Origin of the sequence: Rhizobium sp. 268 (assembly GCF_036571585.1) — a bacterium.
GTDB lineage: Bacteria > Pseudomonadota > Alphaproteobacteria > Rhizobiales > Rhizobiaceae > Rhizobium > Rhizobium redzepovicii.
The window spans coordinates 51,115-71,052 of sequence record NZ_JAPPSO010000008.1 but is presented as its reverse complement, the minus strand read 5'-3'; the positions used below and the strand labels follow the sequence as shown (position 1 = coordinate 71,052).

Below are 19,938 nucleotides of genomic sequence, written 5' to 3'. Positions count from 1 at the left end.
CAAACGACGCGCTTTCGCGCGTTGTTTTGATGCATGTCGTTGTCTTGGAACCGCGACACGCGTCTGAGCGGCATACATCGGCCTCATCGAAGCCGGGCGGCGGGCAACAGGTGCGTTCGACCCAAAGCAAAAAGCCCGGCTCAGAGAGCCGGGCTTTCCTGATTGACCGAAGTCAGATCAGATTAGAACGAGCGCTGCAGGCGGAAGTAGCCCGAAGTGGAGTCGTCTGCATCTTCCGGATCGAGGTACTGAACCGAAGCCTTGGCGTAGAAGTTGTCGACGATCTGGTAATCAACCGTCAGACCGACCTTCCAGGCATCGCCATCGCTGAAGTCGTCGCCAGCAACGTAGTAGTCACCGTAGTACTGGACGCCAGGAGTGATCTTGAGCTTGTCGGTTGCCTTGATTGCGTATTCGGCAGCGACAGCCCATTCAGCTGCGGAGTAGTAGGAGTTCGGGCCGGAAGAGTATACGGCAGCGAGGCCGAGCGTACCGGGACCGATTTCAACCGTACCCATTGCACGGACAGCGCCGTCTTCGTTGTCGAAGTCCCAGCCGCCGGTGATCTGGTAGCTGAACGCGCCGGCAGTGCCGCCAACGCCGAAGGCAACGCCGACGTTGTTCGGCTCTTCGTCCGTCTTGTAGAAGCCGTCTTCCAGTTCGTCGACGCTGATGCCGGCGTAGAAGGTGCCGCTTTCGTACTGATAGCGGAGGGAGTTGTGCAGCGTTACGATCGAGCCGATGTCGTCGGTTTCACCCGAGAGACCATCGTCCCACCAGCTGTAGAACAGACCGGCGCGGAAGCCCGCGACGTCGAGGTAAGCGGAGTCGAGGATGGCGTCCTGATCCGAGGCGTTGTCAGCATTGAACTGCATGACGATGACGCCGGTCAGCGGACCGTACTCGGTGTCGCTCTTGGCCGTGAACTGAACCTGACCGCGGGTCTTGGCATCCCAATCCGAATCGTTGCTGACCGAGCCATTGAGCGGCTGATCACCAACGTCGACCTGGAAACGGATGTAGCCTTCGATCTTGAGGCAGGTTTCGGTGCCCGGGATGTAGAAATAGCCGGTGCCGTAAGCGTCGCAGACGCGGACGTATTCAACCGGTTCCGGCTCGGCAGCAACGATAGCGTCAGCAGCCTGAGCACCGGAAACTACTGCGAGAGCAGCAGCGGAGCCGAGAAGAAGGCTCTTGATGTTCATAAATGACCTCCAATTCAAAGTTTCGATCGGGTTTGGGATCTTTCGCTGAGCAGCGTTCCCTGCCCCATTCCCGTGTTGCAAGAAGTGGACGATCAGTCGCCCTGGCTTCCGACGCTGAAAATACAAGACGGAAGCCGTCACGCAATCACCAACTTACTCGGATGGGGGGTTTGAGGGAGCCTTCCCGACTTTCTGTTGCTCAAAGGACACAAGTGGGGCAGCCGGCCTCGATTTCCTTTATGCTTTGTTAAGAAAACCCTGATTTTGCGGCGGCTTAAGTGGGAGCGACAGTGAACTGGACATCGGCTGCGCCGCACATTTTCGACGCTTTCTTGACGAAATCCGGATGCTGAAGGGATATCACCACTGCTGCAAGCGTAACCGGACATGCACAGATCCGGTTTCGCTGCCTGCCGGGGGGCATGGGAGCGGCGAGTGATTCCCTGCTGGCGATTCTCCCGTTCGAGGCGAAGCGATTTTCTCATTACGCGCCGTGGCGCATGACCGTCCAGCGACCACGAGACATAACCGCCTAAGCGCAGGTTATTCGCTGCCGCACGATAAGGATTGAACTGAGCTGGGAAAAATCAAAGTGGCGGAGAAGATGGGATTCGAACCCACGATACGCTTTTGACGTATACTCCCTTAGCAGGGGAGCGCCTTCGACCACTCGGCCACCTCTCCGGTGCGGCCTAACTATGGTGACCGGTCTGTGAATGCAAGGGTTTTTTCAGGTTTCACCAGAAGAAATGCAGTGGCTGGCATTTCGGACGGTTGCGTAAACAGACCGCATTTGCAGGCGTGATCGGGGAAATTTGATCGCGCTTCGTTCTTCGACGACGAAGCTGAGCTTTGCCGTCCAGCGTCCGATAGGAGCGGCGATCCCAACACGGCGTCCCCGCAGGGGCCATTCCTTGCGGAATGGGCTCCCGACTCACCCGAGCAGGCGCTTGAGATCGGTAGAGGGGTCGGCGAGAATCGATCTGTCGGGGTTAGTCCCGGATTCCAGCAGCTTTTTGCCGGTCACATAGGCTTTGGCGTCGTTGATGGCATCGACGGCGATCAGCAGGCCTTCCCGGAAGTACCAGATGGAATGGGCGCCTTCGCGAGCGCCGGGGCGCAGCAGCGTTTCGTCATAACCGAGATTGAAGCCGGCGATCTGCAGCTTGACATCATACTGGTCGGACCAGAACCATGGCTTCGGATCATAGGGCTCGCTGCCACCGGCAATGACCGCTGCCGCCGCTTCGGCCTGGTCGACGGCATTCTGCACCGATTCGAGCCGGATGCGGCCCCCCTGCCAGGGAAGCGCCGCGCAATCGCCGGCGGCATAGATCGCCGGATCGGAGGTGCGGGCGTATTCGTCGACGACAATACCGTTGGCGACTTCGAGGCCGGCTTCCTTGGCGAGCTGGTCATTCGGCACGACGCCAATGCCGACGACGGCAAAGTCGATGTCGATAACCGATCCGTCGGACAGTGCGGCGCCGGTAACGCGCCCATCCTTGCCGACCAGATGCTTGAGCCCGGTCTTCTCGCGGATCACCACGTCGTGGGACTGATGGATCCCGCGCATGATGTCGGCGGTCTCCTTCGCCGCGACCCGCTGCAGGATGCGGTCGGCCATCTCGATGACGGTGACCTCAAGGCCGCGATGGCGGGCGACGGCTGCCGCCTCCAAGCCGATATAACCGCCACCGATGATGAGGACGCGGCGACCGGGGCGCATCTCCTCGGCGAGCAGATCGGCATCGCGCTTGTCGCGGGCGACATAGACACCTTCGAGATCGCCGCCGATTGCGGCCGGCAGCCGGCGTGGAGTCGAGCCGGTGGCGAGCGCCAGCGTGCCGTAGTCGAGAACGGAGCCGTCCTGCAGCAGAACCTGCTTGCTGTCCGGTTTGATCTGCTCGGCCCATGTGGAAAGGCGAAGGTCGACGTCATTATCGCCATACCAGTGCTCGTCGCGGAACAGCAAACGGTCGAAGGCCATTTCGCCGAGCAGGTATTTCTTCGAAAGCGGCGGGCGCTGATAGGGCGCGACGTCTTCGGCGCCGATAAGGGTGATCGGGCGCGTGTCCTTCAAGGCACGCAGCTTTGCCGCCATTGCGAAACCGGCCTGCCCCGCGCCGATGATCACCAGTCTATCCGTCACGATCTCACTCCTGAAACTAGGCCCGACACTCATGCCAAGGCCTATCCCCTGCCCTATGCGCCGTCAACGGAAAGCGGCTTCTTACCTTCAGCCGATCTCGATCCAGCGACGCTCGTGGAATGACTGTGCCATGGCATGCACCGACTTCTCTATCCTGAGACCGTCTTCAAATGTCACGATCGACGACGGCTCGCCCGATATTGCCCGGATCAGCTCGCGGCATTCGATGATCTTCAGATCGTTGAAGCCGAGGCCGTGGCCGGGCGCCGGGATGAAGCGATCATAAGGCCGATGGGCTGGCGCCGCCAGTATCTTGCGAAAGCCCTGTTCGGAGCCGCGACCCTCGGCCTGATAAAGCTCGAATTCGTTCATCCGCTCCTGGTCATAGACGATCGAACCTTTTGAACCATAAATCTGCAGGGCGATGCGGCCCTTGCGGCCCCAGGCGGCGCGGTTAGCCATCAACACGGCGGAGATGCCGCCGCCAAGCCGCATCAGCACATTGGCGGCATCGTGATTTTCGACGTCACGCCGACCACCCTCGCTCTGCGGGCGGTCGGCATAGGGCTTTACCATATCGGTAATGACGGCCTCGACATGGCCGAAGAGATACCAGAGCAGCGACAGCGGGTGCACGGCAAAATCGTCGAGCGCGCCGTAGCCGGCGGAAAGCTCGCTCTTCCAATAGAAGAAGACATCGGGATCGGCCATGAAATCCTCGTCCATCTCGACGCGGATATGATTGACCGTGCCGATGGCGCCCTCGCCGATAAGCGTCTTGATGTGTCGCATGACGGGATTCTGGATGTAATTGTAGCCAAGGGCGGCAACCTTGCCTGATCGTTTCGCCGTTTCCAGCATACGCTCGGCATCGCCATAGGCCGGCGCCATCGGCTTTTCACACCAGACGTGTTTGCCGGCTTCAAGCGCTGCAATGGCCATCTCGGCATGGAACTGATTGGGTGTGGTGACCGAGACGACATCGACCTCGGGGTCGGCGATCAGCGCCCGCCAGTCAGCCGTCGCCTTCTCGAAGCCGAACTCACCGGCCCGCGCCTCAGCAAGCCCGGCATTGGCTTCGGCCAGATGCACGAGACGCGGACGCTCGACATCGCCGAACACCGTCTTCACCGCATTCCATGCCAGCGCGTGGCACTTGCCCATATAGCCGGTGCCGATCAAACCAATGCCGAGTGGCTTCATTTCCGTCTCCTCCAGAGCTGCGCGCGGATTTTTGGAATATTTGGATCATTTTGACAAGAGACCCATCCACAGTCACCGGCACCATTTTTCGGGAGGATTGTCTAAAAGCCTTGAATTACAGGCGATTAAAAACAATTAGGCGTGCCGTTTGAAATCGTTTATGCTCGACAATATGGAATATTTGTTTCATCTCGTGAGCTGCAAGCATGGATAATGACCCCCAGAGGCACGCACGTGTGCCGCGCGATTTCGAAAGCCTGCGCAGCACCATCATCGAGCGCAAGGCGAGCATGCCGAAGCGGCTGGCGCAGGTTGCCGCCTTCGCGCTCGGCAATCCCGACGAGATCGCCTTCGGCACGACGGCGAGCATCGCGGCCGCCTCCGAGGTCCAACCTTCGACGCTGGTGCGTCTGGCGCATCATCTGGGCTACGAAGGTTTTTCCGACCTGCAGAGCATCTTCCGCGAAAGATTGCGCGAACGGACGCTGAGCTATGAAGAGCGGCTCGTCACGCTGGAGCAGGCGAGCGGCGACGACGAGGACGCCAATCTGCTGTCCGGCTTCATTGCCGCGGCCAGCCAGTCGGTCAATCGGCTGGCGGCGACGGTACAGAGCGACACATTCACCAAAGCCGTGGATATCCTTGCCGCCGCCGAGACGATCTATCTGATCGCCAAACGGCGCTCCTACCCGCTGACGGCGCACATGACCTACGCTTTTTCCAAGCTCAATATCCGCCACCAGATCGTCGCCTCGCCGAACGGCGTCGACCCTGAAATGGTGCAGTTCGCAACACCGAAGGATGCGGCGATCGCCGCGAGCTTCTCGCCCTATGCGGCCGACAGCCTCAACCAGAGCCAGGAACTCGCCGACCGCGGCGTCCCCGTCATCGCCATCACCGACTCGGCCTTCTCGCCGCTTGCCGCCTGCGCCACGCACTGGTTCGAGGTGGCCGAGGCCGATTTCGCCGGCTTCCGCTCGCTGTCGGCCTCGATGGCGCTCACCATGGCGCTGCCGGTCGCCATCGCCGAGCGGCGGCGCAAGCGTCAGCATGCAAAAGCTGGGAAAGCCAAAATGGAATAAACATTCCGAATTGACAAAATATCGGAACCGATGTTTCATTATTGAAATTCGCAGGCACTGGAAGCCGCGCAAAATCTAGCGGGAGGACATCATGGTACAATCGAATCCGGGTTCACAGCCGGAGCCGGCGCTTGATGTAATCACTATCGGCCGTTCCTCGGTCGATCTTTACGGCCAGCAGATCGGGTCACGACTGGAGGATATCGGCACCTTCGCCAAATCGGTCGGCGGCTGCCCGTCCAATATCGCCATCGGCACGGCGCGGCTCGGTCTCAAATCTGGCCTCATCACCCGCGTCGGCGACGAGCAGATGGGACGCTTCATCCGAGAGCAAGCGGCGCGCGAAGGTGTCGCGACCGACGGCATAATCACCGACAAAGAGCGGCTGACGGCGCTGGTGTTGCTTGCGGTCGAGGCCGAGGGCGTGTCGCCGATGATCTTCTATCGCTCCGACTGCGCCGACATGGCGCTCGACGAAGGCGATATCGACGAGAATTTCATCAAGTCGTCGCGCGCTGTCCTGGTGTCCGGCACGCATTTCTCCCGGCCGAATACCGAGGCCGCGCAGCGCAAGGCGATCCGCATCGCCAAGGCGAACGGCCGCAAGGTGATCTTCGACATCGACTATCGGCCGAACCTCTGGGGTCTTGCCGGCCATGCCGAAGGCTTCGAACGCTACGTGAAATCCGACCGCGTTTCCTCGAAGATGAAGGAGACGTTGCCGGATTGCGATCTCATCGTCGGCACCGAAGAGGAAATCCTGATCGCTTCCGGCGCCGATGACGTGCTCGGCGCGCTGACGGAGATTCGCCGCCTGACGCCGGCGACGATCGTGCTGAAGCGCGGCGCCATGGGCTGCATCGTCTATGACGGGCCGATCGCCGACGATCTAGAAGCCGGCATCGTCGGCCAGGGTTTCCCGATCGAAGTCTTCAACGTGCTCGGCGCCGGCGATGCCTTCATGTCCGGCTTCCTGCGCGGTTTCCTGCGCGACGAGCCGCTGCAGACCTGCGCCACCTGGGCCAATGCCTGCGGCGCCTTCGCCGTCTCCCGCCTGCTCTGCTCGCCGGAATATCCGACCTGGGCGGAACTCGACTACTTCCTGAAGACCGGCAGCAAACATCGGGCGCTGCGCAAGGATGAGGCGATCAACCATATTCATTGGGCATCGACCCGGCGCGGCGAAATTCCGCTGCTGATGGCGCTGGCGATCGACCACCGTTCGCAGCTCGTCAGCGTCGCCGACGAGCTCGGCGTCGGCCATGAGAAGATCGTCGCCTTCAAGCGGCTGGCGGTCTCGGCGGCAGCGCGGGTTTCGGACGGCCGCGACGGTTACGGCATGCTGATCGACGAACGTTTCGGCCGCGACGCCTTCTTCGATGCGGCGACGAAGAATTTCTCCTGGATCGGCCGGCCGGTGGAGCTGCCCGGCTCGAAGCCACTGCGCTTCGAATTCAGCCAGGATATCGGCTCCCAGCTTGTCGAATGGCCGCTCGGCCATTGCATCAAGTGCCTGTGCTTCTATCATCCCGACGATCCGGCCGAATTGAAGAGCGAGCAGCAGGAGAAGCTGCGCACGCTGTTCGAAGCCGCACGCAAGGTCGGGCGCGAGCTGCTGGTGGAGATCATCGCCGGCAAGAACGGACCGCTGACCGACGATACGATCGCGACCGCGCTCGAAGAACTCTATGCGCTCGGCATCAAGCCGGACTGGTGGAAACTCGAGCCGCAGGCATCGAGCGAAGCTTGGAAGAAGATCGATGCGGTGATCGCCAAAAATGATCCATGGTGCCGGGGTATCGTGCTCTTGGGGCTCGAAGCGCCCGCCGAGGAGCTGATCTCCTGCTTCGAGGCGACGCTGGCGGCCCCTTCGGTGAAGGGCTTTGCCGTCGGCCGGACGATCTTTGCCGATGCGGCGCGCGCCTGGCTTTCGGGCGCAATGAACGACGAGGAAGCGATCGCCGATATGGCCGGCCGCTTCCGGCAACTGACAGAGGCGTGGCTGAAGACGCGCGGCCGTCAGTAGGAAATAGGAAAAAGACCCCTCCCCAACCCCTCCCCACAGGGGGAGGGACTTACGCGGAGCACCGCTCGATGTCAGACAGCGCCCTCCTATAGGAAGAGACGCTGAAATTTGCCTGAGGAAGCGCCGCAAATTAAATCCCTGCCCCTTGTGGGGAGGGGTTGGGGAGGGGAAAAGACAGAATGTCAAAAGTCCGGGAGGCCCCGATGGGCAAGACGATACGGTTGACGATGGCGCAGGCCGTCGCGCATTTCCTCAAAAAGCAGATGACTGTTGTCGACGGCAAGAAGGTGCCAATCTTCGGCGGCGTCTGGGCGATCTTCGGTCATGGCAACGTCGCCGGCATCGGCGAGGCACTCTACCAGGTGCGCGGCGAACTGACGACCTATCGCGCCCACAACGAGCAAGGCATGGCGCATGCCGCCATCGCCTATGCCAAGGCGAATTTCCGCAGCCGCTTCATGGCCTGCACGACGTCGATCGGCCCCGGCGCGCTGAACATGGTGACGGCTGCCGGCGTCGCGCATGTCAACCGTATTCCCGTTCTCTTCCTGCCGGGCGACGTCTTCGCCAACCGCGCGCCGGATCCGGTGCTGCAGCAGATTGAGGATTTCGGCGATGGCACGGTTTCGGCCAATGACGCCTTCCGCCCGGTTTCGCGCTATTTCGACCGCATCACCCGGCCTGAACAGATCATTTCGGCGCTGAAGCGCGCCATGCAGGTGCTGACCGATCCGCTGGATTGCGGCCCGGTGACCTTGTCGCTCTGCCAGGACGTCCAGGCTGAGGCCTATGATTATCCGGAAAGCCTGTTCGATGAAAAAGTCTGGGCGACCCGCCGGCCGCAGCCGGATGCGGACGAGCTGGCCAATGCCATCGCGCTGATCAAGGCGTCGCAGAAGCCGGTAATCGTTGCCGGCGGCGGTGTGCTTTATTCGCAGGCGACGAAGGAGCTTGCTGCTTTTGCCGAGGCTCACGCTATTCCGGTCGTCGTCACTCAGGCCGGCAAATCGTCGATCAACGAGACCCATCCGCTGGCGATCGGCTCGGTCGGCGTCACCGGCACGTCGGCGGCGAATGCGATTGCGGAGGAGACGGATCTCGTCATCGCCGTCGGCACGCGCTGCCAGGATTTCACCACCGGGTCCTGGGCGCTGTTCAAGAACGACAGCCTCAGGATGGTTGGGCTCAATATCGCCGCTTATGACGCGGTGAAGCATGACAGTCATCCGCTGGTCGCCGATGCCCGCGAAGGGCTGAAGGCGCTTTCATCAGGGCTTTCCGGCTGGAAGGCACCGGCGGCACTTGCCGAAAAGGCAACTGCGGAGAAGAAGGTCTGGATGGAGGCGGCCGCCAAGGCGATGGCGACGACCAATGCCGCCCTGCCCTCCGATGCGCAGGTGATCGGCGCAGTGGCGCGTTCGATCGGCGGCGACAATACGACGGTGCTTTGCGCCGCCGGTGGTCTTCCCGGCGAATTGCACAAGCTCTGGCCGGCGACGGCGCCGGGCAGCTATCACATGGAATATGGCTTTTCCTGCATGGGCTACGAGATTGCCGGCGGGCTCGGCGCCAAGATGGCGCATCCCGAACGCGATGTCGTCGTCATGGTTGGAGACGGTTCCTACATGATGATGAATTCCGAGATCGCCACCTCGGTCATGCTTGGCCTCAAGCTCAACATCGTCGTGCTCGACAATCGCGGCTATGGCTGCATCAACCGATTGCAGATGGGAACCGGGGGCGCCAACTTCAACAACCTGCTCAAGGACTCCTATCACGAGGTGATGCCGGAGATCGATTTCCGCGCACATGCCGAAAGCATGGGCGCCATCGCCGTCAAGGTCGCCTCTATCGCCGAACTCGAGCAGGCGATCGCCGACTCAAAGAAGAACGATCGCACCTCGGTCTTCCTCATCGACACCGATCCCTTGATCACCACCGAGGCCGGCGGCCACTGGTGGGATGTCGCGGTGCCGGAGGTCAGCCCGCGCGAAGAGGTCAACAAGGCGCGCAAGGGCTATGTCGAAGCGCGCGCTTCCCAGCGCATCGGCTGATTCGATTGCCATCATTTTCCGGAGGAGCGCCCACTCCTCCGCACTATTTTTAAGGAGACTATAGATGAAGGCCAAACTTGGCATGTCGCCCATCGCTTGGTGGAACGACGATCTTCCTGAACTCAGCGACGACGTGTCCCTCGAGGAATGCCTGCGGCAATCGCGCGGCGCCGGTTTCACCGGCATGGAACAGGGCCGCCGTTTCCCAAGCAATCCCGAGGAAATGCTGCCCATTCTGCGCGCCGCGGATGTGACGCTGTGCGGCGGCTGGTTCTCCGGCACACTGGTCAATGAGGAGCTTGCCGCCAACAAAGACCGCATCGCGCCGATGATCGAATTGTTCAAGGCGGTCAATGCGCCCTGCATCGTTTACGGCGAAGTCGGCCGCTCGATCCAGGGCGACCGCTCCAAACCGCTCGCGACCAAGCCGCGCCTTGCCGACGACGAGATGAAGGCCTATGCACGCCGCGTCACGGATTTCGGCGAATGGTGCGCCGAACAGGGCATGCCGCTCTCCTATCACCATCATATGGCAGCCGTTGTCGAAACCGAGCCGGAACTCGACGCCTTCATGCGTTCTTCGGGCGAAGGCATTCCGCTGCTGCTCGATGCCGGCCATCTCGCCTTTGCGGGCGGCGACGTGTTGCGCGCCATCGACCATCACCACGCCCGCATCAACCATGTTCACGTCAAGGATATCCGCAAGTCGGTCATCGACGGGCTGGACCGCAGCCGGCAGTCCTTCCTCGACGCAGTGGCGCTCGGCGCCTTCACCGTGCCGGGCGACGGCTCGCTCGATTTCGGCGCCATCGTCCAGCGGTTGGCCGACCACGGCTATGAAGGCTGGTTCGTCGTCGAAGCCGAGCAGGATCCGCGCAAGGCGCCGCCGCAGAAGATGGCCGAGATCGGCCATGCCGAATTGATGCGGGTGATGACGGCTGCCGGTTACACGGTGGAGACCGAAGGTTTCCCTAAGCGATAACGGAAAAGAAAACCCCTCACCAACCCCTCCCCACAAGGGGGAGGGACTTAACTTGAGGCACCGCCCCGCTCCAGACTGCGCCACTTGCAAAAGGAACGCCGCAAGAGGGCGAGACAGCGCCGCAGATTAAGTCCCTCCCCCTTGTGGGGAGGGGTTTGGGGCGGGGAGTTTTTAACGTACGAGGAGAACCACCAATGCCAAACCTCAAGGTGAAACCATCGGGCACGCATGGCCGCGTCACGCATGTCACCCCTGAGAATGCCGGCTGGACCTATGTCGGCTTCGATCTGCACCGGCTAAAGCCGGGCGAGACGGTTTCGGGAGAGACCGGCGACCGGGAAGTCTGCCTCGTCTGGGTCACCGGCAAGGGCAAGGCATCGGCCGGAACCAAGGATTTCGGCACGCTCGGCGGCCGCATGACCCCGTTCGAAGGCGCGCCGCATGCGCTTTACATCCCGATGGGATCGACATGGTCGGTGACGGCGGAGACCGATCTGGAACTCGCCGTCTGCTCGGCGCCCGGCGGCGGCACCTATCAGGCGAAAGAAATCCCGCCCGGCACGCATCCGCAGGTGACGCGCGGCAAGGGTACGAATGTGCGCTACGTCAACAATATCATGCCGGAGGACGACAGCTCGGCGCATTCGCTGCTCGTCGTCGAGGTGATCACGCCGGGTGGACACACCTCCTCCTATCCGCCGCACAAGCACGACCGGGACGATCTGCCGAACGAGAGCTTCCTGGAAGAGACCTATTACCATCGCCTCAACCCGCCGCAGGGCTTCGGTTTCCAACGCGTCTACACCGACGACCGCTCGCTCGACGAAGCGATGGCGATCGAGGACGGCGACGTGACGCTGGTGCCAAAGGGCTACCATCCTTGCGCGGCAACGCATGGCTACGATCTCTACTACCTCAACGTCATGGCCGGGCCGAAACGGATCTGGAAATTCCACAATGCCGTCGAGCACGAGTGGCTGATCAAGGCGTGAGGACTGCCTCAGATCGCTAAATAATCTGACAGCGCCGAGCCGCCGCTGATGGTTCACTGCCTCCATCCAACAAGGATGGAGGATCATCATGCATAGCTCGAATATTTCCATAGCAGGCCGCAACGTCCATTCCTCGCGTCACAGGCCCGGCCTGTTGCCTGCGGCAATCACGGCCGTCCGCTGGCTCGCACGCAAGATCGGCGAACGGCGCAACCGCAATGCGCTGATGGAACTTTCCGACGATCAGTTGAAGGATATCGGCCTTTCCAGGGGGCAGACGGAAAGCGACGTTCACGTCTATAGTCGCTACTGAACACAGGCAACAGTTGTGATGCTGTGCCGCGGGTCGCCTCGTCGGCGGCCTGTCCGGCTGGGAATATAAGATGTCGCAGTTTTCAACAGCGCTGCTCCTGCAAACGAAGACCGTCGCCATTCGTGACATCGTCTGCGATGGCGGCTGCCGCCATAAGGGCGACGAGGAATGCGCTCACAAGACGAGCCTCGTCTATCCCTATCGCGGCGTCTTCATGCGGCATGTCGGCCGCAATGATACGGTGGCCGAGGCCAATCAGATGCTGTTCTTCAATGCCGACCAGGGTTATAGGATCAGCCATCCGATCGAAGGAGGCGACGCCTGCGTCGATCTCGCGATCGATGAGACCATGCTCGAAGAGCTCGCGCCGAAGGACCAGGTGCAGCGGGGTGCAGCCTTTTCGTTCCGTCGCCAGCGCCGGCGGATCGATCCGCGCGCGCAGGCACTGGTCGCGCTTCTGCGTCATGGTCTCCGCCGCAACGTCGCCGAGACGCTGGAGGCGGAAACATTGGCGCTGACGCTGGTGCGCCGCTCGCTCGGCGAGCGCACATCGCATGCGGCGGGCGCCAGCGCCGGCCGGCAGAAACTCGTCGACCGGGCAAAGCTGGTGCTTTCCTCCGATCTCGCCCGGCGCTGGACACTTTCGGAAATCGCCGCCGAAGTCGGCGTCTCGCCTGTTTATCTCACCCAGGTCTTCCAGCAGGTCGAGGCGACGCCGCTTTACCGCTATCAGCTGCGGCTCAGGCTCGCCCGCGCACTCGATCTGCTCGGCCAGTATGAAGATCTGACGGCGCTTGGCCTCGATCTCGGTTTCTCAAGCCACAGCCATTTCAGCGCGTCCTTCAAGCAGTCCTTCGGGCAGACGCCAGCCGAATTCCAGCGCTCGGCGCGGTTGCGGCGCAAGTAAGTCCCACATCGATCGCTAAAGATTTCGACAGCGGCGATGCGGTCTTCGATGATCTTATGAGACTGTCCCGATCCGGGGACGATCAACCGGAGGATCATCCTATGAAGAAGACGACATGCGCTGCCTGCGACTGTGAACTCGGCGCAGAGACCATCACCGTCAAGCTCGGCGGCAAGACTGTCGAGGTTTGCTGCCAGGAATGCGCCGAGGCGCTGAACGAGGCGGAAGCCGCGACATCGGCCGCTTCGGCGGGCAAGGAATAGACGGGATCGGCCAATAGCCGCGCTCCCCGCGCGGCTATTACGACTCAGGCGGGCAGAAGTCCGTAGCGCCAGCCGCGGTGCCTGGCATTCTGCGACAGCACCAGGAAGGCAAGAATGGACATGCCTGCCTCGGCAAAGACCGGCACCATCCAGATCCCTTGCTCGCCGAAGACGAAGGGCAGCAGGAAGGTGAGCGGCAGGGTGAAGAGATAGGGCCGCGACAGTCCGAAAATCGCCGCGCGCGGTGCATCGCCGATGGACTGGAAATAGGAAGACAGGATCAGCATCTGCCCGAAGAGGAAATAGGCGCCGATCGTCCAGGGCAGAATTCGCCTGACCTCGGCGACAATGGCGGGGTCAGTGACGAAGATGGCGCCGAGACGGCCGGCCAGCAGTTCGACGGCGATCTCGACCAGGCTGCAATAGACGAGTGCCGAAAGCATGGCGATCTGCAGGCTGCGGCCGACACGAAGCCCGAGGCCAGCGCCGTGATTGTTGCCGGCAATCGTCTGCAGGGCGATGCTGAGACCAAGCAGCGGCAGATAGGTGAAGGTCATGATCCGGGTGATGATGCCGTAAGCGGCGACCGTCGCGACATGATCTGCCACGCTCCAGAGCGAGATATTGACGAGAATGGCGGCGGATGCCAGCGATATGCCGATGAAGCCGAGGCTCATCGGCGCGCCGAAGGTGACGATGCCGCGCCATTCGGCAAGCGCGAAACCTCGAGAAGGCCTGAGTGCCGCCGGCCGGCGCCAACGATAGGCGAGCACGGCGGCGAGACAGACGAATTGCGAGGCGATGGAGCCGGCGGCCGAACCGAGCACGCCCCAATGCATCACCGCCATGAATAGCCAGTTGGCGAGGATGTTGAGCAGCGAGGCTGACAGCGTCACCAGCGTCATGAAACCGATCTTGCCTTCGCAGCGCAATCCGTCGAGATGCAGCGACAGGAAGAAGCTCACCGGCGCAAAGGCTATCATCGCGCCCATGAACAGCATGGCACCCTCGGCCACCGCGGCCGTACCGGCACCGGCGTCGATGATCTGGCGGCCCAGGGTCCAGTAGAGCATGTTGAGGATGAGGGTGACGGCCAGCGCCAGCATATGGGCGCCGGCAAATACCCTGCCCGCGCCCCGGCGATCGCCGGCCCCGAGCCGGCGCGCGAGGATGCTCGCCATGCCGTTCGAAACGAGCGATTGCAGGGCGATCAGAAGCATCAGACCCGGGAAAATCAGGCTGACGGCGGAGAGCGCGTCAGGGCCGACATAGGCGCCGAGAAAATAGGCGTCGACGACGGTGAAGAGGCCGTTGAGCGTGGTGATCGCGACGATCGGCGCCGCCGTCCTGATGAAGACGCCCGGCAACCAGCCGGTGAGAAAGGCATTGCCCTGGGAAAGATCGGTCATGGAGAAATCCGTGCGGGATGGCGAGGTCCGATCCGGGTAGAAAACATCCGGATTCAGGCGGCCTCAAAGGGAATCAAAAGTGATTTAGAGATCAAGCACCAGATGCGGCACGCCGTTCGAGGTTTTCCTCGGCGAGACGCCGTCGGCGTCGACCTGTCCGGTCACACGCCGGCGAAAGGCTGAAAAGCTCTCGAAGGTCACGACATCCACCGCTTCGTCGAAATGGATGGTGATCCTGTGGAGATCGCCGCCCGGCAGGGCCGAGAGCGAGAGGATTTCGCCGGTGAACGGCTGATTGAGATAACGGCCGCGAATATGCGCGCCGACGAAGAGCGGCGTCTTCGCAGCCGCATTGGCCTTTGCCGCTAGCGCCGCCAGCGTATTCCAGTCACGCGCGCCGTGCTGGCGGGCAATCATTTCCAAGGCGGCACTGTGGGTCAGCGCGGTGCCGCGATCGTTCATCGCCTGGCGCAGGCGTTTGGCCTGGGCCTTCAATTCGTCAATGGCAGGATAGGTGGTCGTCATGGAGTGAGCCTTCGCAAGGCATGCTCTTCGACTGTAGATGGGAGCTCGCATTGCCGCCAGTCAGCATGCACAAGGGCCGTGACCATGATCGCGAGGACTTCACCATGGATTTTCATCCGCGAGCGGCCGGTGCCTCGAACCGGCCTTTGTATGCGCGAAGGCTGCCGACATGTCAAGAATGGCTGACATTGAGCTGGAGTGAGCAAATTTGGGGCAAATCTGCCCGAAATCGGTGCGATTTTCCCGCAAGTCCCCCATAAGCATTCAATCTTCACAATGTTCTTCAGCAATCGTCAGCATTCTTCAACTAATATCCTGTGGTAGAACAAGCGGAGGCTAAAAGGGCCTTTCAGATGCACCTCGACACAGACCACCCCAAGCCGGAACGTGCTTACAGGGAATTCAAGCTCGACAGGCCCGGCAATATCATTTTCGTCGGCCACCACCTCAGCACCGGAACGCAGGTGCGCTGCCTGATCCGCACGATCACCCTTGCCGGCGCACTGCTCGAAGTCAGCCCGAACCTGGAAATGCCGAGCCATTTCTTCCTCGAAATCCTCGGCATCCATGACGAGATCGGCGCGACCATGGTCAAGCGCGAAGGCGAATGGGTGACGGTCAGCTTCAACATGCTGCTCAATCCGGAATTCCTGCACCACGTGCTGCGGCTGAGCTTCGAAACCTGAGGCTTCGTCCAAGCTGCGCCTTGTGGCGGCGCCATCTCCTCGTCTCGCCTCTTCTCGAGGCCAGGTATGCCATGATCGGAACGATCCAGAGAAGTCCGCGCCATTCCGGTCCATCGAGCGGATCGGCCATGGGATCGCGGCGCATGCGGCGACTGCGGGATTCGACTTCCTCGAACAGAATGATCCAGTTGAGAAGCATTGCTTCATCCTCCATCTATTGCTGGAGCACTTGAGCTAGGCCTTCACGCCTCTCCGATGTAGAGGCGCTGGGGAAAGGGGGTTTTCATCCATGAAAGATGCGAACTGGGACGACCTGCAGCTGTTCTTCCATGTCGCGACCGGCGGCGGGCTTTCGGCGGCAGCCGCGCGCACCGGCCTCAGCGCGCCGACGATCGGCCGGCGCATGCTGGCGCTCGAACGGGTGACGGGCCGATCGTTGTTCAGCCGCGGCCCCACCGGTTATCTGCTGGCGAAAGATGGGCAGGAACTGCTCGACCGCGTGCGGCTGATGCAGGATGCGGCGCGGGCGATCTCCGACTGGCGCGGCGAGGTTCTGACGCTGCCGATCGTCTCGACGGCCGCCGACAGCTGGACCTCGCGCTTCATCGCCGACCATCTCGCCAGCGTCTGGACGCCGAAAGACAGCTTCCGCATGTGCTACAAGACCTGCGATACCGGCGTCGATTTCACCTATCGCCAGGCGCATATCGCCGTTGGCCACAGCCGGCCCGACAGCGGCAACGTCGCGATCCGCCGCTCGGTCAAGGTGGCGCATGCGGCTTACCAGGCAGCGGATTATGACGCGTCCAACTGCAACTGGATCTCGCTCGGCACCGATACCGCCGTCACGCCGGCGGATAAATGGACGTTTGAGCAGCCGGACTACTGGATCACCAGTTGGACAAACACGCCGCATATGCTGTTTCATCTGATCCGCGGCGGCGCCGGCCGCGGCGTGCTTCCCTGTTTCATCGGCGATCAGGACCGCAAGCTTGTCCGCGCCGGGCCGCTCATCGACGCGCTGACCTACGATATGTGGATCGTCGCGCATGACGACGAGAGGCAACGGCCGGAGGTCAGAATCGTCATCGACCGCCTGGCAGCGCTCTTTGCCGATCATGAAGCGCTGTTTGCCGGGCAGAGCCCGGCGATATAAAGCGAAAACGCGGGCCGTCAAACCCGCGTTTTCCCTATCGCTTTGTTTTGGATGTCTGGGAGATCGGCTTACCCTCAAGCAGCGAGATGCCGCTCGATCTCGTCCACCGGCATATTGGTATAATCTTTTGCCACCTCCGCGGTGATCGCGGCTTGCGTGTCGGCACGAAGCGCCGGCCGCAATGTACCGAGCGCCTTTGGCGGTGCAACGATAACGATGCGACGGGCGTTCTTCTTCTGCACCAGCTCATCGAGCTTTTCGGCCACCTGTTTCAAAAATCCGGCTTCGGCCTGGTCCTGCCAACTGGTCTCCTCAACAGCGCTGCCGCTCAAGCCGTCTGCGGCATGGGTCCGGCCTGGCTTATCGGCGCCCATCTCGCGATCCGGCGCGCTCGGCTGCGTCAGGGTTTCAAGCACCTTTAGGTTCATCAGTTGAGCGTCGCCAGCATTCTGCATGATCAGAGCCTTGGCTCCGTCGCAGACCACGACCCATGATTCCCAAGGGATTTTGACGTTGGTCATTTTCAACTCCTCGCTGTCGTCATTCGAAGCGCGCCGTGCTTCATCGATCAAGGCAGAACGCCCGGCCATTGAAAGAGTTCGCAAAAATTGCAGCAAAATCGATCGGACAGCGATCCGATCGGCCGTTGCCGCGTAGAAAGACAGGTTCGGAGATCAACGATGAAAACAGCATTGTTTGCTTATGCCGGCACCTTTCTCACCCTTCTCGTCTGCGACGGGATCTGGCTTGGACTGGTGGCGCGCAATTTTTATCGCGACCAGCTGGGAGCGCTGATGCTGCCCTCGCCCAATCTTGCCGTCGCCGCGCTGTTTTATCTGTTCTTTGCCGCCGCGGTGGTTGTGCTTGCCGTGCTGCCGGCATTATCAGCGGGCTCGATCGCCACGGCCCTTCTCCACGGTGCCATTCTGGGACTGGCGGCCTATGGCACTTACGACATCACCAATCTCGCAACGCTCCGCAACTGGCCGCTCACGATGAGCCTCATTGACATGGCCTGGGGCACGTTGCTGACGGGGGTGACTGCCGTCGGCGGATATCTCGCCGTCAGAATCCTTGGCTGAAAACGAGACCTCCGGTTGAAAGCCCGCGTCCCGATAATGAACATCGGGGCGTCCCGCTTGGGAACAAAGTTTGAACTCGTTAAAATTGTAATTTTATCCTTGACGAATGTGCAAAACATTCGTGTGACCTTGATCGTGATCAAGACCCCGCTTGATCGTGATCAAGACCGCTCGCTTGTGATCAAGACCCGCATGCTTGTGATGAAGACCCCAAATGCGTCCTGACTGACGGAGAATGTGAATGTCTATGCTCCGCGCCACACACCTTGCCACGGTCAAATCCGCCGTCTACGACCTGCGCTGGGAAGAGTTCAGCGTCAAGCGGCCAGCCCGTATCGTCGCCGTCCGTCCATGCCTCACCGGCGTCTCGATGCGAAGCGCCGAGATCATCGATATCTCCCAAGGCGGCGCCACGTTCATCGTGTCGACCACCGCCGGCCTGCCGAAACATTATTATCTCAACATTCTCGGCCTCGCCTACCGGATCGGCTGTGCCGAGGTCTACCGTCACAAGGAACGCATCGGGGTGCGGTTCATCAATATCATGGACCCCGAAGTTCTGCGCCGCGTCGTCCGCACCGATTTCCTTGTCGGCAACATGGAAGCAATCGCCGCCCGGCGGGCGCCGATCTTCCGCGCGTAAAACAGGCCGACAACAAGCTGGTTGCAGAAATAATGTTGCTTGCGTCGGTGGTGGCCGGGCCTATTGTTGCGCCGATCGTCAACATATCCGGGAAACTGCCTTCGCATGTCCGCCTTTTCGCGCTTCACGCCTCTTGCCAGCGCCCTGCCCTCCACTGTTCCCTTCGTCGGTCCCGAGGCGATCGAGCGCCAGCGCGGGTTTGCCGTTTCGGCTCGCATCGGCGCCAATGAGAATGGCTTCGGCCCCGCTCCTTCGGTGTTTGCAGCGATGCGCGAGGAGGCCGGCAATATCTGGAAATACAATGACCCGGAGAATTTCGCTCTCCGGCACGCGCTTGCAGACCATCTCGGCGTCCCCGCTGCCAATATCGCCATCGGCAGCGGCATCGACGAATTGCTCGGCCAGATCGTCCGGCTGGTGATCGAGCCCGGCGCGCCGGTCGTCACCTCGCTCGGCGCCTATCCGACCTTCAATTTCCACGTCGCCGGCTTCGGCGGCCGGCTTGTGACCGTTCCTTACGCCAACGACCGCGAGGATCTCGACGGCCTGCTCGATGCCGTCAAACGGGAGAACGCGCCGCTCGTCTATTTCGCCAATCCCGACAATCCGATGGGAAGCTGGTGGGATGCCGACAGGATCGTCGCCTTCGCCCGGGCGCTGCCCGAGACGACGCTGATGGTACTCGACGAGGCCTATAGCGAGACCGGGCCGGCAAGCGCGCTGCCGTCGATCGCCTCGCTGATCGAACTGCCGAACGTCGTTCGCACCCGCACCTTCTCCAAGGCCTACGGACTGGCCGGCTCACGCACCGGTTACGTGATTTCGACGGCCGGGACGGCGCAGGCTTTCGACAAGATCCGCAATCATTTCGGCATGAACCGGCTGGCGACGGCCGCAGCCCTTGCCGCTCTCAAGGACCAGGCCTATCTCGCCGAGGTAGTCGGGAAAATCCAGGCGGCGCGGGAGCGGATCGGCGGCATCGCCCGGGCAAACGGGTTTGAGCCCCTGCCCTCGGCTACGAATTTCGTGGCGATCGACGCCGGCCGCGATGGCGCCTATGCGCGGGCGATCGTCGATGGGCTGATGGAACGCGGCGTCTTCATCCGCATGCCCGGCGTGGCGCCACTCAATCGCTGCATTCGCGTCAGCGTCGGGCCGGAGGCCGATATGGCGCTGTTCGAAGACGCGCTGCCGCAGGTGCTGAAACAGATCGGCTGATAGAGCATGATGCCGAAAAGTGTCAGCGGTTTTCGGGCGA

At 61.6% G+C, this 19,938-nt stretch carries 20 protein-coding genes and 1 tRNA gene; 13 read left to right on the top strand and 8 right to left on the bottom strand.

All coding sequences use genetic code 11. The annotated features are described in order from the left end of the window. Positions 1–182: 182 nt before the first annotated feature. The 4 genes from OS035_RS16860 to OS035_RS16845 form a co-directional block, all read right to left on the bottom strand. On the bottom strand, positions 183–1,205 hold the full coding sequence (locus tag OS035_RS16860; protein WP_222134754.1) for a porin: 1,023 nt from the start codon (positions 1,203–1,205) through the stop codon (positions 183–185). A 593-nt stretch (positions 1,206–1,798) separates the two neighbouring features. Beyond that, positions 1,799–1,889: transfer RNA gene (locus OS035_RS16855), tRNA-Ser, on the bottom strand. A gap of 250 nt (positions 1,890–2,139) precedes the next feature. Next, entirely contained in the window at positions 2,140–3,357 is a 1,218-nt protein-coding gene (locus OS035_RS16850) for an NAD(P)/FAD-dependent oxidoreductase (RefSeq protein ID WP_097629512.1), read from the bottom strand. Positions 3,358–3,444: 87 nt separating this feature from the next. Further along, the gene (locus OS035_RS16845; protein WP_331813919.1) at positions 3,445–4,560 is read right to left on the bottom strand and encodes a Gfo/Idh/MocA family protein; all 1,116 of its coding nucleotides are present in this window, start codon (positions 4,558–4,560) and stop codon (positions 3,445–3,447) included. A gap of 206 nt (positions 4,561–4,766) precedes the next feature. Here OS035_RS16845 and OS035_RS16840 point away from each other — a divergent pair, with 206 nt between their 5' ends. From OS035_RS16840 to OS035_RS16805, 8 genes are all read left to right on the top strand, one after another. Next, entirely contained in the window at positions 4,767–5,642 is an 876-nt protein-coding gene (locus OS035_RS16840) for a MurR/RpiR family transcriptional regulator (RefSeq protein WP_097629510.1), read from the top strand. Between the two features lie 91 nt (positions 5,643–5,733). Beyond that, the gene (locus tag OS035_RS16835) at positions 5,734–7,668 is read left to right on the top strand and encodes a bifunctional 5-dehydro-2-deoxygluconokinase/5-dehydro-2-deoxyphosphogluconate aldolase (RefSeq protein ID WP_097629509.1); all 1,935 of its coding nucleotides are present in this window, start codon (positions 5,734–5,736) and stop codon (positions 7,666–7,668) included. 203 nt (positions 7,669–7,871) lie between these two features. After that, positions 7,872–9,722, top strand: a complete 1,851-nt coding sequence (gene iolD, locus OS035_RS16830) for a 3D-(3,5/4)-trihydroxycyclohexane-1,2-dione acylhydrolase (decyclizing) (RefSeq protein ID WP_097629508.1) — start codon at positions 7,872–7,874, stop codon at positions 9,720–9,722. Between the two features lie 64 nt (positions 9,723–9,786). Next, on the top strand, positions 9,787–10,704 hold the full coding sequence (iolE, locus tag OS035_RS16825; protein ID WP_097629507.1) for a myo-inosose-2 dehydratase: 918 nt from the start codon (positions 9,787–9,789) through the stop codon (positions 10,702–10,704). 194 nt (positions 10,705–10,898) lie between these two features. Beyond that, the gene (gene iolB / locus OS035_RS16820; RefSeq protein WP_097629506.1) at positions 10,899–11,696 is read left to right on the top strand and encodes a 5-deoxy-glucuronate isomerase; all 798 of its coding nucleotides are present in this window, start codon (positions 10,899–10,901) and stop codon (positions 11,694–11,696) included. An 88-nt stretch (positions 11,697–11,784) separates the two neighbouring features. Continuing rightward, positions 11,785–12,009: a DUF1127 domain-containing protein gene (locus OS035_RS16815; protein WP_097629505.1), complete on the top strand. Its 225-nt coding sequence runs from the start codon at positions 11,785–11,787 to the stop codon at positions 12,007–12,009. A 70-nt stretch (positions 12,010–12,079) separates the two neighbouring features. Further along, entirely contained in the window at positions 12,080–12,916 is an 837-nt protein-coding gene (locus tag OS035_RS16810; protein WP_097629504.1) for a helix-turn-helix domain-containing protein, read from the top strand. 101 nt (positions 12,917–13,017) lie between these two features. Then, the gene (locus OS035_RS16805) at positions 13,018–13,179 is read left to right on the top strand and encodes a hypothetical protein (RefSeq protein WP_003587616.1); all 162 of its coding nucleotides are present in this window, start codon (positions 13,018–13,020) and stop codon (positions 13,177–13,179) included. A 44-nt stretch (positions 13,180–13,223) separates the two neighbouring features. On the opposite strand, the gene OS035_RS16800 is transcribed toward OS035_RS16805, so the two are convergent. Then, positions 13,224–14,588 (bottom strand): MATE family efflux transporter, encoded by a 1,365-nt coding sequence (locus OS035_RS16800; protein ID WP_331813917.1) that lies wholly within the window; start codon positions 14,586–14,588, stop codon positions 13,224–13,226. Between the two features lie 84 nt (positions 14,589–14,672). Then, positions 14,673–15,113, bottom strand: coding sequence for a glyoxalase superfamily protein (locus OS035_RS16795; protein WP_097629502.1), 441 nt, complete (start codon positions 15,111–15,113; stop codon positions 14,673–14,675). Between the two features lie 353 nt (positions 15,114–15,466). Here OS035_RS16795 and OS035_RS16790 point away from each other — a divergent pair, with 353 nt between their 5' ends. Further along, positions 15,467–15,799 carry a hypothetical protein gene (locus OS035_RS16790; protein WP_003587619.1) on the top strand — a complete coding sequence of 111 codons (333 nt, stop codon included), beginning with the start codon at positions 15,467–15,469 and terminating at the stop codon, positions 15,797–15,799. Here OS035_RS16790 and OS035_RS16785 read toward each other — a convergent pair. Continuing rightward, positions 15,750–15,998, bottom strand: a complete 249-nt coding sequence (locus OS035_RS16785) for a hypothetical protein (RefSeq protein WP_097629515.1) — start codon at positions 15,996–15,998, stop codon at positions 15,750–15,752. The two genes, OS035_RS16790 and OS035_RS16785, sit on opposite strands and share 50 nt — an antisense overlap. A gap of 90 nt (positions 15,999–16,088) precedes the next feature. Between OS035_RS16785 and OS035_RS16780 the strand changes: the two genes are divergently transcribed. After that, on the top strand, positions 16,089–16,955 hold the full coding sequence (locus tag OS035_RS16780; RefSeq protein WP_097629501.1) for a LysR family transcriptional regulator: 867 nt from the start codon (positions 16,089–16,091) through the stop codon (positions 16,953–16,955). 74 nt (positions 16,956–17,029) lie between these two features. Here OS035_RS16780 and OS035_RS16775 read toward each other — a convergent pair whose 3' ends face one another. Then, entirely contained in the window at positions 17,030–17,476 is a 447-nt protein-coding gene (locus OS035_RS16775) for a baeRF12 domain-containing protein (RefSeq protein WP_097629514.1), read from the bottom strand. A 159-nt stretch (positions 17,477–17,635) separates the two neighbouring features. Between OS035_RS16775 and OS035_RS16770 the strand changes: the two genes are divergently transcribed. From OS035_RS16770 to OS035_RS16760, 3 genes are all read left to right on the top strand, one after another. Next, positions 17,636–18,037: a DUF2177 family protein gene (locus OS035_RS16770; RefSeq protein ID WP_097629500.1), complete on the top strand. Its 402-nt coding sequence runs from the start codon at positions 17,636–17,638 to the stop codon at positions 18,035–18,037. A 241-nt stretch (positions 18,038–18,278) separates the two neighbouring features. Then, entirely contained in the window at positions 18,279–18,680 is a 402-nt protein-coding gene (locus tag OS035_RS16765; protein ID WP_003569234.1) for a pilus protein PilZ, read from the top strand. A gap of 105 nt (positions 18,681–18,785) precedes the next feature. Continuing rightward, positions 18,786–19,898, top strand: coding sequence for a pyridoxal phosphate-dependent aminotransferase (locus OS035_RS16760; RefSeq protein WP_097629498.1), 1,113 nt, complete (start codon positions 18,786–18,788; stop codon positions 19,896–19,898). Positions 19,899–19,938 lie beyond the last annotated feature (40 nt).